The organism is Mycobacterium sp. M23085, assembly GCF_045343915.1.
GTDB lineage: Bacteria > Actinomycetota > Actinomycetes > Mycobacteriales > Mycobacteriaceae > Mycobacterium.
Genome location: NZ_CP174280.1, coordinates 469,157 through 484,058, shown reverse-complemented (window position 1 = coordinate 484,058; position 14,902 = coordinate 469,157). Strand labels below are relative to the sequence as shown.

Annotated in this window: 11 protein-coding genes and 1 riboswitch; all 11 genes read left to right on the top strand. The window is 66.4% G+C overall.

Features of this window, described 5'->3' with window-relative positions:
* Positions 1-6 precede the first annotated feature (6 nt).
* The 11 genes from ACIUM1_RS02060 (at position 7) to eccA5 (ending at position 13,977) form a co-directional block, all read left to right on the top strand.
* Positions 7-1,236 carry a PPE family protein gene (locus ACIUM1_RS02060; protein WP_406815645.1) on the top strand — a complete coding sequence of 410 codons (1,230 nt, stop codon included), beginning with the start codon at positions 7-9 and terminating at the stop codon, positions 1,234-1,236.
* Positions 1,237-1,778: 542 nt separating this feature from the next.
* Entirely contained in the window at positions 1,779-3,026 is a 1,248-nt protein-coding gene (locus ACIUM1_RS02055) for a PPE family protein (RefSeq protein ID WP_406815644.1), read from the top strand.
* 330 nt (positions 3,027-3,356) lie between these two features.
* Complete coding sequence (locus tag ACIUM1_RS02050; RefSeq protein ID WP_406815643.1) at positions 3,357-4,583, top strand: PPE family protein; 1,227 nt, start codon at positions 3,357-3,359, stop codon at positions 4,581-4,583.
* Between the two features lie 476 nt (positions 4,584-5,059).
* Entirely contained in the window at positions 5,060-5,359 is a 300-nt protein-coding gene (locus ACIUM1_RS02045; RefSeq protein ID WP_007771419.1) for a PE family protein, read from the top strand.
* A gap of 320 nt (positions 5,360-5,679) precedes the next feature.
* A complete protein-coding gene (locus ACIUM1_RS02040; protein ID WP_007168951.1) occupies positions 5,680-5,976 on the top strand; it encodes a WXG100 family type VII secretion target in 297 nt (98 codons plus the stop codon).
* 51 nt (positions 5,977-6,027) lie between these two features.
* Complete coding sequence (locus ACIUM1_RS02035; RefSeq protein ID WP_406814367.1) at positions 6,028-6,312, top strand: WXG100 family type VII secretion target; 285 nt, start codon at positions 6,028-6,030, stop codon at positions 6,310-6,312.
* 104 nt (positions 6,313-6,416) lie between these two features.
* Positions 6,417-7,319, top strand: coding sequence for an ESX secretion-associated protein EspG (locus tag ACIUM1_RS02030; RefSeq protein ID WP_406815642.1), 903 nt, complete (start codon positions 6,417-6,419; stop codon positions 7,317-7,319).
* A 246-nt stretch (positions 7,320-7,565) separates the two neighbouring features.
* Positions 7,566-9,077 carry a type VII secretion integral membrane protein EccD gene (gene eccD / locus ACIUM1_RS02025; RefSeq protein WP_406815641.1) on the top strand — a complete coding sequence of 504 codons (1,512 nt, stop codon included), beginning with the start codon at positions 7,566-7,568 and terminating at the stop codon, positions 9,075-9,077.
* Complete coding sequence (locus ACIUM1_RS02020; protein ID WP_406815640.1) at positions 9,055-10,923, top strand: S8 family serine peptidase; 1,869 nt, start codon at positions 9,055-9,057, stop codon at positions 10,921-10,923. Before eccD ends, ACIUM1_RS02020 begins: the two co-directional genes overlap by 23 nt.
* A gap of 16 nt (positions 10,924-10,939) precedes the next feature.
* A complete protein-coding gene (gene eccE, locus ACIUM1_RS02015; RefSeq protein ID WP_406815639.1) occupies positions 10,940-12,148 on the top strand; it encodes a type VII secretion protein EccE in 1,209 nt (402 codons plus the stop codon).
* A complete protein-coding gene (gene eccA5, locus ACIUM1_RS02010; protein WP_406815638.1) occupies positions 12,145-13,977 on the top strand; it encodes a type VII secretion system ESX-5 AAA family ATPase EccA5 in 1,833 nt (610 codons plus the stop codon). Before eccE ends, eccA5 begins: the two co-directional genes overlap by 4 nt.
* A gap of 124 nt (positions 13,978-14,101) precedes the next feature.
* Positions 14,102-14,277, top strand: a riboswitch (M-box (ykoK) riboswitch).
* Positions 14,278-14,902: the final 625 nt, after the last annotated feature.

Below are 14,902 nucleotides of genomic sequence, written 5' to 3'. Positions count from 1 at the left end.
GAGTCAATGGTGTTTGATTTTGGGATGTATCCGCCGGAGTTCAATTCGGCGCGGATTTATGCGGGTCCGGGGGCGGGGTCGTTGACGACGGCGGCGTCGTCGTGGAATGCGGTGGCTGCGGAGTTGCAGTCGGCTGCGTTGAACTATCAGAACGTGGTGACGCAGTTGTCCAGTGAGGAGTGGACGGGGACGGCTTCGGCGGCGATGGCGCAGGCGGCCACGCCGTATGCGGAGTGGCTGAGTACGACGGCTGCGCAGGCCGAGCAGGCGGCCGTGTTGGCGCAGGAGGCGGCCGCGGCCTATGAGGCGGCGTTGGCTGCGTCGGTGCCGCCGCCGTTGATTGCTGCCAACCGGGCGCAGAGTTTGCAGTTGCAGCAGACCAATGTGTTGGGGCAAAACACTCCGGCGATTGCCCAGTTGGAGGCCCAGTATGGCGAGTTTTGGGCTCAGGATGCGGCGGCGATGTCGAATTATGCGGTGCAGTCCACGGCGGCGACCAAGGGCCTGACGACGTTTAAGGCCGCGCCCCAGGTCGCCAGTGAGTCGGGCACGGCGACCCAAAGCGCCACGGTGGGCCAGGTGACGGCCAACAGCGCGGCGAGCAAGGTGGGCAACACGGTGAGCAACGTGACGACCCAGACGACGAACAGCACAGTCACCCCCGCGGCGTCGGCGGCGTCCACTCTGGCGAGCGGGCCGCCCACTCCTACCTACAGCGAGCTCTGGTACCTGCTGACCGGATATACGGCCGCTCCCACCAGCCTGGGCGCGTTCGTCAACGGTTACGCTCCGTTCGCGAGCCTCTTCTATAACACCGAGGGTTTGCCGTATTTCAGTACTGGTATGGCCAACACCTTTACTCAGATCGCCAAGTCGACGGGTGCTATCGGTGGGGCGGCTCCGGCGGTGGCCAAGGCGTTGCCCGGCCTGGGTGGGCTGGGCGGGATGCTGGGTGGCGGTGCCGCTGCGCATCCGGTGGCCGCGCTGGGCAGTGCGGCCTCGGTCGGGGGCAAGTTGTCGGTGCCGGTGGCCTGGTCGGGTGCGCCGGCTGCGCCGGTGCTCGGCCATGCCGTCCCGGTGAGCAGCATCAGCGCGGCCCCGGAGGCGGCCGGTGGACCCGGGAACCTGCTCGGTGGTATGCCGCTGGCCGGTGCCGGTGCCGCCGGGCACGGCGTCGCCGGTCCCAAGTACGGGTTCCGGCCCACCGTCATGGCCCGACCACCCTTTGCCGGATAGCCTCAGTCCCTAGTCGACGCTGACCCAGAAACGCGTCCTGCCTCCGAAAGGTCGGCGGCAGGACGCGTTTCGGCGCGCCGCTACTAATGGCGCCGCCCCCGATGGGCGGTGATCGCAGCGGCCGCCTGTCTCGGGCCCCACGCACGCCGTCTCGCGGCTTTGTCCGGGTGGCCTCGGTGGTCGTCCACAGCGAATCTTGTGTCGGCTTTATCTGCGGCCGGATTTTTACCTCGGACTGGGGTTTTTGCGCCGTCCGAGTTACCCGGTATCGGCCCGCCAAGTCAGTACCGTCATGCATCGCTCGTCGGTGTTTCCCCAGGTAATGGCCTGTGCCGACGAAACACTCCGATTACGGAGCCTTCGTGCGGCTAGCTCAGATACCGATCGCGGACCTGGAGGTGCCGTACCGGTGACCGCGGCGCAAGGCGGCAACGGGCCGCTGTGTCGACTTAGCCTTCCCCAAGCAAGCAAATGCTGAAGGTCATCGATGTGAGACCACTAGCGAGGGGATACATGTCGTTCGAGCCTGGTGCTTCGTAACCATGGACTTCGGGGCGTTACCGCCGGAGGTCAATTCCGGTCGCATGTATGCGGGTCCGGGGTCGGGGCCGATGATGGCCGCGGCTGCTGCCTGGGATGAGATTGCGGCGGAGTTGGGTGTGGCGGCCAGCGGCTATAACTCGGTGGTTACCGAGTTGACCAGTGGGCCGTGGGTGGGGCCGGCGTCGGTGTCGATGGTGTCGGCGGTGTCGCCGTATGTGAGCTGGCTTAGTGCGTTGGCGGCGCAGGCTGAGGAGACGGCGGGGCAGGGGCGGGCGGCGGCGGCGGCGTTTGAGGCGGCGTTTGCGATGACGGTGCCGCCGCCGGTGATTGCGGCCAATCGGGTGTTGTTGGCGACGTTGGTGGCGACGAATTTCTTTGGGCAGAACACTCCGGCGATTGCGGCTACTGAGGCGCGGTACATGGAGATGTGGGCGCAAGACGCCGCTGCGATGGCTGGGTATACCGCGGCGTCGGCGGCGGCGTCGGTGTTGAGTCCGTTCGTCGCGGCGCCGAATACGACGACTCCGGAGGCGGCGTCTGATCAGGCCAATGCGGTTGCGCAGGCGGTGGCTGAGCCGGCGGGCAATACCGCGCAGACCACGGCGAACGTGGTGACGCCGCAGTTGTCTTCGTCGGCGGTGTCGGTGGGCACCTCGCAGACGGTGACGCAGACCAGCTCGGCTGCGGTGGTGACTCCCTCGGCCACCCAGGCCGCGGTCACCCAAATTACCCCGACTAATCCCTGGTGGTGGGAGATGGGTTCGGGTGATTACACGGTGCTGCTCAAACAAAATACGGGTCTTGGGTATTTCTCCAACGGCATCGTGGCGTTCTGGTCGCAGTTGGCTCAGCAGTTGGTCTCTGGTCCTGGTGGTAGCACGGCCGGTGCCGGGGGTGCGTGGTATCCCACGCCGCAGTTCGCCAGCTTGGGGTTGGGCAACCTGGGCAGCCTGGGTGGTGTGGGTCATGTGAGTGCGATTTCTGCCGGTGCTGGGCAGGCGGGTCGGATCGGGATGTTGTCGGTGCCTCAGCAGTGGGCGACGTTGACCTCGGCGGTCAACCCGGTCACCGCCGCGGAGATGGAGGCCGCGACTCCCGTCGGCGCTGGCGCGCCGGCGGCGCCGGCCAACGCGCTGCTGCGCGGCATGCCGGTGGGCGGGTTCGGCCGCCGCGGCGCCGCCGCGGGCTACGTCAACAAATACGGATTCCGCTACAGCGTGCTCACCCGCCCACCCTCAGCCGGATAAGCGGCGGATCAGGCATGCACTACCTCACCTTTACCCGCGGCCGGATTTTATCCGCTGCCGGCATAACTGTGCCTCCCGCTACGCCGACGTCGAGCCGTCGTACCCGCAGCAAATCGGCTCACAGTTTTGGGTATTTCCGCAGTTCAGACGCGTTGCGCCGAGTGAGCTTGCGGCGGCGGGACGGGGTCGAGCATTCGACCGGGGCACCCGGCCGGAAGGCACGCCGGCGATCCATCACTGAGGTGACCGGCCAGGGACGAGCCGTCAGCGCATTAACGTCATTCACTACTCGACGCATCGATTCGAACATCACAGGTTAAGGGGCTATTCGTGGTGGATTTTGGGGCGTTTCCGCCGGAGTTCAATTCGGCGCGGATTTATGCGGGTCCGGGGGCGGGGTCGTTGACGACGGCGGCGTCGTCGTGGAATGCGGTGGCTGCGGAGTTGCAGTCGGCTGCGTTGAACTATCAGAACGTGGTGACGCAGTTGTCCAGTGAGGAGTGGACGGGGACGGCTTCGGCGGCGATGGCGCAGGCGGCCACGCCGTATGCGGAGTGGCTGAGTACGACGGCTGCGCAGGCCGAGCAGGCGGCCGTGTTGGCGCAGGAGGCGGCCGCGGCCTATGAGGCGGCGTTGGCTGCGTCGGTGCCGCCGCCGTTGATTGCTGCCAACCGGGCGCAGAGTTTGCAGTTGCAGCAGACCAATGTGTTGGGGCAAAACACTCCGGCGATTGCCCAGTTGGAGGCCCAGTATGGCGAGTTTTGGGCTCAGGATGCGGCGGCGATGTCGAATTATGCGGTGCAGTCCACGGCGGCGACCAAGGGCCTGACGACGTTTAAGGCCGCGCCCCAGGTCGCCAGTGAGTCGGGCACGGCGACCCAAAGCGCCACGGTGGGCCAGGTGACGGCCAACAGCGCGGCGAGCAAGGTGGGCAACACGGTGAGCAACGTGACGACCCAGACGACGAACAGCACAGTCACCCCCGCGGCGTCCGCGGCGTCCACTCTGGCGAGCGGGCCGCCCACTCCTACCTACAGCGAACTTTGGTACCTGCTGACCGGATCAACGGCCGCCCCCACCAGCCTGGGCGCACTTGTGAACGGCTACAGCCCGTTTGCGGGATTGTTCTATAACACCGAGGGTTTGCCGTATTTCAGTACTGGTATGGCCAACACCTTTACTCAGATCGCCAAGTCGACGGGTGCTATCGGTGGGGCGGCTCCGGCGGTGGCCAAGGCGTTGCCCGGCCTGGGTGGGCTGGGCGGGATGCTGGGTGGCGGTGCCGCTGCGCATCCGGTGGCCGCGCTGGGCAGTGCGGCCTCGGTCGGGGGCAAGTTGTCGGTGCCGGTGGCCTGGTCGGGTGCGCCGGCTGCGCCGGTGCTCGGCCATGCCGTCCCGGTGAGCAGCATCAGCGCGGCCCCGGAGGCGGCCGGTGGACCCGGGAACCTGCTCGGTGGTATGCCGCTGGCCGGTGCCGGTGCCGCCGGGCACGGCGTCGCCGGTCCCAAGTACGGGTTCCGGCCCACCGTCATGGCCCGACCACCCTTTGCCGGCTGAGCACGGCATCCCAACCGTATCGACGCCGACAATGCCGACGCAGTCAATAGTGTCCGCAGCATGATGCGACCCGAGTTTCTCGATCGCTTCCCGGGAGTCGCCCGCGGCGGCGATCGGGGCGATCAAACCGCTGACATGGGCGAAAGGAGGTTCCCGCGCTACGCCGCCGGCGAAGGTCGTCGCCGTGACCCTTTGCACGGGCTAATCGACAATCGGATTTTTATGCACAACCACGCGGCCACAGCACCCGTGGCGCCGATTACCAGCAACCTTTTACACTAATGGCTGGTAACGTTTGCCATGGCCGTCCCAGGAGGGGCAGCCGCCAAGGTCAGGCGCTGTTACCGTGTCGTTACAAAAAGTGAATTCGCAGTGCCGCTGAATGAACAATTGCAAACACCGGGCTTCCGCACCGACCTCGGGGGCCGCAGTCATCTAGTCTCGCAGAGTCGGGGATTGAACTAGGAGGGAACAACATGTCGTTCGTGACCACACAGCCGGAGGCGTTGGCCGCGGCGGCCGGGAACCTGCAGGCCATCGGGTCGACCTTGAGCGCCCAGAATGCAGCCGCTGCAGCCCCAACGACGGGGGTGGTGCCCGCCGCTGCCGACGAGGTGTCGGCTTTGACCGCGGCTCAGTTCGCCGCGCACGCGCAGATGTACCAGGCGGTGAGCGCCCAGGCTGCCGCGATCCACGAGATGTTCGTGAACACCCTGTCCACCAGCTCCGGTTCTTACGCTGCGACCGAAGCAGCTAACGCAGCCGCCGCCCTGTAGATCGAGCACGCGGTTCGGGGACTTGGGACAGGTCGTCACCGAAATGGGTTCTCACGTAACCGATCTGGAGGAGACGACGTCCGGTCTGCGGGATTCGGCTGTTGTCCCGTCCCGCAGGGCAACACGCACTCCGTCAACTCAAACGCCGCGGTTCGGGTTTGACGTCCGTCTCACCGTGACAGCGCCCGGTGGCCGCCGGCTGACGGGAAGGGGGGGTTATTTCTATTCATTCGGCTCGGCGGTTGCGTAACACGTAAACGATCCGGCCACCGTTTTCCACAACATTTTCCAGTAACCACGTAGCAAGGAGAACAGCCGACATGGCAACACGTTTTATGACCGACCCGCACGAGATGCGGGCGATGGCGGGCCGCTTCGAGGTGCACGCCCAGACCGTTGAGGACGAGGCTCGCAAGATGTGGGCGTCGTCGATGAACATCGCCGGCTCGGGCTGGAGCGGTCAGGCCCAGGCCACCTCGTACGACACCATGGGTCAGGTCAACCAGGCCTTCCGCAACATCGTCAACATGCTCCACGGAGTGCGCGACGGACTGATTCGCGACGCGAACAACTACGAGCAGCAAGAGCAGGCCTCGCAGCAAATCCTCAGCAGCTAGCGCTTAGAACCGCAGCTGCGTAACATCTCAAGACATTAGGAGAACACCGTTATGAGCATTAACTACCAGTTCGGCGACGTAGACGCCCACGGTGCCTTGATCCGCGCCCAGGCCGCGTCCTTGGAGGCTGAGCACCAGTCCATCGTTCGCGATGTGCTTGCTGCCGGCGACTTCTGGGGCGGTGCGGGTTCGGTGGCATGCCAGGAGTTCATCACCCAGTTGGGTCGCAACTTCCAGGTCATCTACGAGCAGGCCAACTCTCACGGGCAGAAGGTTCAGTCCGCGGGCAGCAACATGGCCAGCACCGACAGCGCCGTTGGGTCCTCCTGGGCCTGACCCGCAATTTTAGGCGCGGCAGCACACCACCCGTCGGTGTGCTGCCGCGTCCTGCGGTTACCGTCCAATTCGGCTTGAGGTAATTAGGGACAATCGGGGAATTGATGGACCAACAAAGCACCCGCACCGACATCACTGTCAACGTCGACGGTTTCTGGATGCTGCAGGCGCTGCTGGACATCCGGCACGTCGCGCCGGAGTTGCGGTGCCGGCCATATGTGTCTACCGACTCGAGCGACTGGCTCAACGACCATCCCGGGATGGCGGTGATGCGCGAGCAGGGCATAGTCGAGAACGACCAGGTAAACGAGCACGTGGCCGCGCGGATGAAAGTGCTCGCGGCGCCCGACCTCGAAGTGGTCGCCCTGTTGTCCCGAGGCAAGCTGGCCTACGGCGTCCTCGACGACGAGAACCAGCCCCCGGGTTCGCGCGACATCCCCGACAACGAGTTCCGGGTGGTCCTTGCCCGCCGCGGACAGCACTGGGTGTCGGCGGTCCGGGTCGGCGGAGAGATCACCGTCGATGACGTCGCCGTCGCGGACAGCGCCTCGATCGCGTCCCTGGTGATCGACGCCCTGGAATCCATTCACCACGCCGAACCGGCGGCGATCAACGCCGTGAACGTCCCGCTCGAGGAAATGCTGGAAGCGACGAAGTCGTGGCAGGAGTCGGGGTTCAACGTGTTCTCCGGGGGAGACCTGCGCCGGATGGGGATCAGCGCCGCCACCGTGGCCGCGCTGGGCCAGGCGCTGTCCGACCCGGCCGCCGAGGTGGCGGTGTACGCCCGCCAGTACCGGGACGACGCCAAGGGTCCGAGCGCCTCGGTGCTGTCACTCAAAGACGGCTCCGGCGGCCGCATCGCGCTGTACCAGCAGGCCCGCACCGCCGGTTCGGGCGAGGCATGGCTGGCGATCTGTCCGGCGACCCCGCAGCTCGTGCAGGTGGGCGTGAAGACTGTGCTGGACACACTTCCCTACGGCGAGTGGAAAACTCACAGCAGGGTTTGACATTCGCGCGAAACACAGAGTTCACCAATCTGAGTGCACTCAACATGCGGTTGAGCTGCGAACACGGCATACTTCTCTCAAGACATCAGCAAATGTCTAACCGGTGTCAACGACAACTCTTGATCGCAAGGCGAGGCAGATGGAATTCCAATTGGTCGGAATGCACTTTGCGGGGGGCCGCAGCACCTCGACGAGTGCACCGGCGCACGCCCGGGCTCACACAATCACCACAAGGAGTGCAAGGCGATGACTGCGGTAGTTGAAGTACCACAGCCTGACGTAGAGGGAATCTCGCAGCCTCAGGCAGTCGTCGTCGGCGTGATGGCCGGCGCGGGTGTTCAGATCGGTGTCCTACTGGACGCCAACGCTCCCGTCTCGGTGATGACCGACCCGTTGCTGAAGGTGGTCAACAGCCGGCTGCGGGAACTCGGTGAAACTCCGTTGGAGGCGTCTGGACGGGGCCGGTGGGCGCTATGCCTGGTGGACGGCTCGCCACTGCGGGCCACCCAATCGCTGAGCGAGCAGGATGTCTACGACGGAGACCGGTTGTGGATCCGGTTCATCCCGGACACCGAGCACCGCTCGCAGGTCATCGAGCACATCTCCACCGCGGTCGCCGCAGACCTCAGCAAGCGCTTCGCCGCCATCGACCCGGTCGTCGCGGTGCAGGTCGGTGCGTCGATGGTGGCCGTCGGAGTGACGACCGCGGCCGGCCTGCTCGGCTGGTGGCGTTGGCACCACAACTCGTGGCTTCCGACCGTGTACGCGGGCGTGATCGGCGCGGTGGTGCTGGGTGTTTCGCTATTGCTGTTGATGCGGGCTAACACGCAGCAGGAGCGGCGCGTCGCCGACACCATGCTGTTGAGCAGCCTGGCGCCGTTATCGATCGCGGCGGCCTCGGCGCCGCCCGGGGGTGTCGGATCCCCGCAGGCGGTATTGGGTTTCGGGGTCCTCACCATTGCCGCGGTCCTCGCCCTGCGCTTTACCGGACGCCGCCTGGCGATCTACACGGCAATCGTGACGGTCGGCCTGATCGCAGCGGTGGCCGCGCTGGCGCGCATGGTCGCCATGACGAGCGCCGTGACGCTGTTCACCTGCGTCGTGCTGGTATGCGTCATGGTCTACCAAAGCGCACCGGCGATCTCGCGGCGGCTGGCCGGCATCCGGCTGCCGGTCTTCCCGTCGGCGACCAGCCGGTGGGTGTTCGAGGCCCGGCCCGACCTGCCCACCACGGTGGTGCGCTCCGACGGTGGTCCTCCGGTGCTGGAGGGGCCCGCTTCGGTCCGCGACGTGCTGACCCAGGCCGATCGCGCCCGCTCCTTCCTGTCGGGTTTGCTGATCGGGCTCGGCGTGCTGATGATCGTCTCCCTGACCGCGCTGTCGGACCCGCGCACCGGACAGCGCTGGCTGCCGGTCTTGCTGGCCGGCTTCTGCGCGGGCTTCCTGATGCTGCGCGGCCGGTCCTACGTCGACCGCTGGCAGGCGATCACCTTGGCCGGAACGGCCGTCCTGATCGTCGGTGCGGTCGTGTTGCGCTACGCGCTGGTGCTGCAGTCGCCGCTCGCGATCTCGATCAGCGCCGCGATTTTGGTGCTGCTGCCGGCCGCGGGACTGACATCGGCGGCTGTGGTGCCGAACACCGTCTACAGCCCGCTATTCCGCAAATTCGTGGAATGGATTGAATACCTCTGCCTGATGCCAATTTTCCCGCTGGCATTGTGGTTGATGAATGTCTATGCAGCAATCCGCTATCGCTAACGGCAAGAGGTGGCGTGGTCGCGCGTCCGCCGCGACCATCGCCGCCGCACTGCTCGCGTCAGGCGCGCTGGCAGGCCTGCCGCCCGCCTACGCGATTTCGCCCCCCACCATCGACGCGGGCGCGGTACCGCCGGACGGCCCGCCCGGGCCGGGGGCGCCGATGAAGCAGAACTCGTACTGCACCGAGGTCGGTGTGCTGCCCGGAACCGACTTCCGGATGCAGCCCAAGTACATGGACATGCTCAACCTGCAGGAGGCATGGCAGTTCGGTCGCGGGGCCGGCGTGAAGGTGGCCGTCATCGACACCGGCGTGACCCCGCACCCCAGGTTCCCGCATCTGATTGCCGGCGGTGACTACATCATGGCCGGGGACGGGCTGTCCGACTGCGACGCGCACGGCACCATCGTGGCGTCGATGATCGGCGCGGCGTCGGCCAACGGCGCCGGGGTGCCGCCGGCGGCACCGCGCAAGCCGGTCACCATCCCCACCACCGAGCCACCGCCGAAAGCACCACCGCCACAGACGGTGACCCTGTCACCGCTGCCTCAGACGGTGACGATGGTCCCGCCGAAACCGCCGGAGGATCAGCAACCGCCTCCCGGCCCGTTCGGGGCACCCCCGCCGCCGCCGGGAGCTCCGGCACCGGCGGCCCCGCCGCCCGCCGGCCCGCCACCGGGACCGCCGCTGGGCGGCCCGCCGCCCAATGGGCAGGCGCCGGCGGCCGGCCACGGCGGCGGCACGGTGACCATCCCCGGCTACGCCGGCGGCGGACACGTGGCCAAGGTCGACAACCTGCGCGGGCCGCGTCCGCTCGACCCGCCACCGCCGCCACCACCGCCGCCCGCGCCGCCGAAGGCCGGCCCGGACGCGTTCAGCGGGGTGGCCCCCGATGTCGACATCATCGCGATCCGGCAGTCCAGCCAGGCCTTCGGGCTCAAGGACGCCTACACCGGTGACGAGGATCCGCAGACGTCGGCGAAGATCGACAACGTCCAGACGATGGCGCGGGCCATCGTGCACGCCGCCAATATGGGGGCCCAGGTCATCAACATCTCCGACGTGACCTGCATGAGCGCGCGCAACATCATCGACCAGCGCGCGTTGGGCGCGGCGGTGCGTTACGCGGCGGTCGACAAGAACGCCGTCATCGTGGCCGCCGCCGGAGACACCAGCAAAAAGGACTGCAAACAGAATCCGCCCCATGATCCATTGCAGCCCAACGATCCTCGGAACTGGAACGCGGTCACCACGGTCGTGACGCCGTCCTGGTTCAGCGACTACGTCCTGACGGTCGGCGCGGTGGACACCGAAGGCCGGCCGCTGAGCCAGGGCAACCAGGGTCAGGCATCGACGAGTGTGGCCGGGCCGTGGGTCGGGATCGCCGCGCCCGGGACGGACGTCGTCGGGCTGTCGCCGCGAGACGACGGCCTGATCAACGCGATCGACGGACCGGACAACACGCTGCTGGTTCCGTCCGGCACCAGCTTCTCGGCGGCGATCGTGTCCGGGGTGGCGGCCCTCGTGCGGGCCAAGTTCCCCCAGCTGTCCGCCTACCAGGTCATCAACCGGTTGACCCGCACCGCCCACGCGCCGGCGCGCGGCGTGGATAACCAGGTCGGTCACGGCGTCGTCGACCCGGTGGCGGCTCTGACCTGGGATGTGCCCGACGGTCCGATCAAACCGCCGCAGCAACTGTCGGCACCGCTGAACATTCCGAAACCCGCCCCGCATCGGGATATGGTGCCCATATGGGTCGCCGGCGGAGGCCTGCTGGCGGCGCTACTCATCGGCGGCGGCATATTCGGTACGGCGATGCTGATGAAGCGGTCGCGGAAACAGCAATAGGGGCGGAGCAGCTTTCATGAAGCGTCAGCGCAGGTTTGGGTTGTCATTGTCGTGGCGGCGGCTGACCACCGTGTTTTTGGTCGACGTCCTCATCATGGTGGTGGCCAGCCACTGCCCCGAGTCCTGGCAGGGCACGTATCGCATCGCGTTCTGGGTCGGTGTCGCCCTGTGCCTGTTGGTGACGCTGCTGTCGCTGGTCAGCTACCACGGGCTCACCGTGGCATCGGGTCTGGCCACGTGGCTCTGGGATTGGTCTGCCGACCCGGGCTCGGCGCTGTCCGCCGGTTGCACACCGGCCCTCGATTACCAGCGCAAGTACGGGCGCGACAAGGTCGGCGTGCGGCAGTACCAAGGCCAGCTGGTCACGGTGATCGCCATCAGCGGCGGAGACGGCGACTCGGCCTCGCGCCTTCGTCACCGCAACGCGCCGGCCACCTTGCTGGTGTCGGCCGTCGCCTCGGGCCTACGCCAGTTCGACGTCCACCTCGATGACGTCGACATCGTGTCGGTGAAGGTCCGCCGCGGCGGCCCTGACGCCAAAGCCGCCGAGCTGTCCAAGCTGGACAATTGGGGCCCCGAAGAGTGGGAGGTGGCCAATGACGAGCCCACCTCGTACATTCGCCGCACCTGGCTGGTGTTGCGGATGAACCCGCAGCGCAACGTCGCCGCCGTGGCGGCCCGCGATTCACTGGCGTCGACCCTGGTCGCAGCAACCGAACGGCTCGCCCAGGATCTCGACGGGCTGACCTGTGCGGCCCGGCCGTTGACCGCGGAGGAGCTGGCCGAGGTCGACCGCGCGGTGCTGGCCGATCTGGAACCGACCTGGAGCCGGCCCGGCTGGCGGCGCCTCAAGCACTTCAACGGGTTCGTCACCAGCCTGTGGCTGTCGCCGTCCGACATCACCACCGACAAGCTGGAAGAACTGTGGCAGGACGAGACCGTCGCCACGGTGCTGACCATCCGGCTCACCTCGCGCGGTGGCCGGCCGCAGGTGTCGGCCTGGGTGCGGTACCACACCGATAAGCGGTTGCGTCGCGACGTCTCGTCGGGCCTCAACCGTCTCACCGGACGCCAGCTGGCCGCCGTACGAGCCAGCCTGCCCGCTCCGACGGCGCGCCCCCTGCTGGTGGTGCCGAGCCGTCCACTGCGCGCCGACGATGACGACCTCGCGCTATCCGTCGACCAGCCGCGGGAGAGCTCGGCGGGCGTGCCTGTAGCGCAATGACGAGGCCGCAATCAACCGCTGAGGGCGCCCGCAACGCGATGGTCGCGGGCCTGCTGGCCTCCGGCGTCTCGGTCAACGGGCTGCAGCCCAGCCACAACCCGCAGGTTGCGGCGCAGATGTTCAACACCGCGACCAACCTGGATCCGGGGATGTGTGACGCCTGGCTGGCGCGGATCCTGGCGGGGGAGCAGAGCATCGATGTGCTGTCGGGTGCATGGTCTTCGATCCGGACTTTCGGTTGGGAGACCCGCCGCCTCGGGGTGACCGAGTTGCAGTTCCGTCCCGAGGTCTCCGACGGATTGTTCCTGCGGCTGGCGGTCACCAGCGTCGAGACGTTGGCATGCGCGTACGCCGCGGTTCTCGCCGAAGCGAAACGCTACGAGGAAGCCGCGAAACTGATCGACGGTGTCGAACCCCGCCATCCGGTCGACGAGGAACTCGTCAGCTACGTGCGGGGCGTGCTGTACTTCCGCACATCGCGGTGGCCGGATGTGCTGAACCAGTTCGGCGAGGGCAAGACGTGGCGACAGCCCGAGCTGAAGGCCGCGGGCGCCGCGATGGCCACCACGGCGCTGGCTTCGCTGGGGGTGTTCGAGGAGGCCCTGCGCCGGGGCCAGGAAGCCATCGAGGGCGACCGGGTGCCGGGCGCCGCCAACGTCGCCTTGTATACCCAGGGCATGTGCTTGCGGCATCTGGGCCGCGAGGACGAGGCCGTCGAGCTGCTGCGGCGGGTGTACTCGCGTGATCCGAAGTTCACGCCGGCCCGTGAAGCGCTGGACAACCCCAACTTCCGCCTGGTGCTGACCGACCCGGAAACGATCGAAGCCCGGACCGACCCGTGGGACCCGGACAGCGCGCCGACCCGGGCCGAGACCGAGGCGGCTCGCCACGCCGAAGAGGCGGCGAAATACCTGGCCGAGGGCGACGCCGAGCTGAACGCCATGCTGGGGATGGAACGCGCCAAGCGGGAGATCAAGCTCATCAAGTCGACCACCAAGGTGAACCTGGCGCGCGCCAAGATGGGCCTTCCGGTGCCGGTCACGTCGCGCCACACATTGTTGCTCGGTCCGCCCGGCACCGGAAAGACCTCGGTGGCAAGGGCTTTCAGCAAGCAGCTGTGCGGGTTGACCGTGCTGCGCAAGCCCGTGGTGGTGGAAACCAGCCGCACGAAGCTGCTGGGCCGCTACATGGCCGACGCGGAGAAGAACACCGAGGAGCTCCTGGAGGGCGCCCTGGGTGGTGCGGTCTTCTTCGACGAGATGCACACGCTGCACGAGAAGGGTTACCAGCAGGGGGACCCCTACGGCAACGCGATCATCAACACGTTGTTGTTGTACATGGAGAATCACCGCGACGAGCTGGTGGTCTTCGGCGCCGGCTACGCCAAGGCCATGGACAAGATGCTCGAAGTGAATCAAGGTCTGCGGCGGCGTTTTTCGACCGTAATAGAGTTCTTCAGCTACACCCCCGACGAGCTGGTCGCGCTGACCCGGTTGATGGGCCAGGAGAACGAAGACGTCATCACCGATGAGTCGGCGCAGTCGCTGTTGCCGTCGTACACGAAGTTCTACCTTGACGAAAGTTATTCGGAGGACGGCGATCTCATCCGCGGCATCGATACGCTCGGCAATGCCGGTTTCGTGCGCAATGTGGTGGAGAAGGCCCGCGATCACCGCAGTTTCCGATTGGACGACGAGGATCTGGATGCGGTACTGGCCAGCGATGTGACCGAGTTCAGCGAGCGTCAGCTGCTGCGTTTCAAGGAGCTGACCAAGGAAGATCTCGCCGAAGGCCTCAGCGCGGCGGTCGCCGAGAACAAGTCGGATTAACGCGCCGTCATCACGTCGGCGAATCCACGAACGGGCCCCCGCGGGTACATTCGAGGCGACGGCGGGGTGAATGCCTTGTAAGTCAGCTTGACTCAATCCGGGCCGAGTGCCACCATGTCCAGTGCAAGCACCTCGCTAGGTGAGGCGTCTGCACGGACACAGGCCACTGACCTCGAACGTCGAAAGACGCCCAGGGTCAGGACAGCTCCTCCCGGATTAAGGGTTGAGCCCAAGTGGCTTCCGGCTTTGGTTGGCCGGATACGCCGTGTGGTGCCGAAGCTCTGACGAGAGGGGTGCCGCAGCCGGCCGTTTCGCCTGGTTGTTTCTCCCCGCGTGCCCTGTGTGGCATCCCCGCGTGCCCTGGCCTTGAGGAGGTGAGAGCGAATTAGTCCCGGTGACAGTACGTATGCCAGATCGTTGACAACTTCGCTTCGATCCGACCTCGGCATCGCATTTTCCTGAATTGGCTTGTAATTAGCCAACTTTCATAACACGTGCGCTCGATGACGTGTGGCGTTCAAGCGCGCCTGGGCATGGCCGGAAACCCTTGGCGCGATTACCCGGTGGGGAGTTTGTGATGAAGTATGTTGTTGCACAGCCAGAATCGTTGGCTGCAGCCGCCGGCGATGCCCCTATCGCATCATTGCCCGGCCGAGGGGCGTCAGACCGCCCACGTCGCGCAACTCGTGCGCACCATCCTCAAATCGCCCGACGATCTCGCATCACGGTCGTCAACTGGCTTGTCGATAACCGGGTAGCGCTCGGACCTCGGGAGTCGCGAACAACCGAGCAGGAAGGGTACCGTCTCAGTAGCTTAATAGAAATGATTATCATTAAGGAGATCGATGGGGACGCATCGTCAGACTGTGTCGCTACCTCACATAGCGGCACCGGTTCGATTGCGGTCTCCGCGGTCACGAACGCA

Coding starts and splice junctions, on each gene's coding strand:
- ACIUM1_RS02060 (WP_406815645.1), top strand. CDS start 7: ATGGTGTTTGATTTTGGGATGTATCCGCCGGAGTTCAATTCGGCGCGG.
- ACIUM1_RS02055 (WP_406815644.1), top strand. CDS start 1,779: ATGGACTTCGGGGCGTTACCGCCGGAGGTCAATTCCGGTCGCATGTAT.
- ACIUM1_RS02045 (WP_007771419.1), top strand. CDS start 5,060: ATGTCGTTCGTGACCACACAGCCGGAGGCGTTGGCCGCGGCGGCCGGG.
- ACIUM1_RS02040 (WP_007168951.1), top strand. CDS start 5,680: ATGGCAACACGTTTTATGACCGACCCGCACGAGATGCGGGCGATGGCG.
- ACIUM1_RS02035 (WP_406814367.1), top strand. CDS start 6,028: ATGAGCATTAACTACCAGTTCGGCGACGTAGACGCCCACGGTGCCTTG.
- ACIUM1_RS02030 (WP_406815642.1), top strand. CDS start 6,417: ATGGACCAACAAAGCACCCGCACCGACATCACTGTCAACGTCGACGGT.
- eccD (WP_406815641.1), top strand. CDS start 7,566: ATGACTGCGGTAGTTGAAGTACCACAGCCTGACGTAGAGGGAATCTCG.
- ACIUM1_RS02020 (WP_406815640.1), top strand. CDS start 9,055: ATGCAGCAATCCGCTATCGCTAACGGCAAGAGGTGGCGTGGTCGCGCG.
- eccE (WP_406815639.1), top strand. CDS start 10,940: ATGAAGCGTCAGCGCAGGTTTGGGTTGTCATTGTCGTGGCGGCGGCTG.
- eccA5 (WP_406815638.1), top strand. CDS start 12,145: ATGACGAGGCCGCAATCAACCGCTGAGGGCGCCCGCAACGCGATGGTC.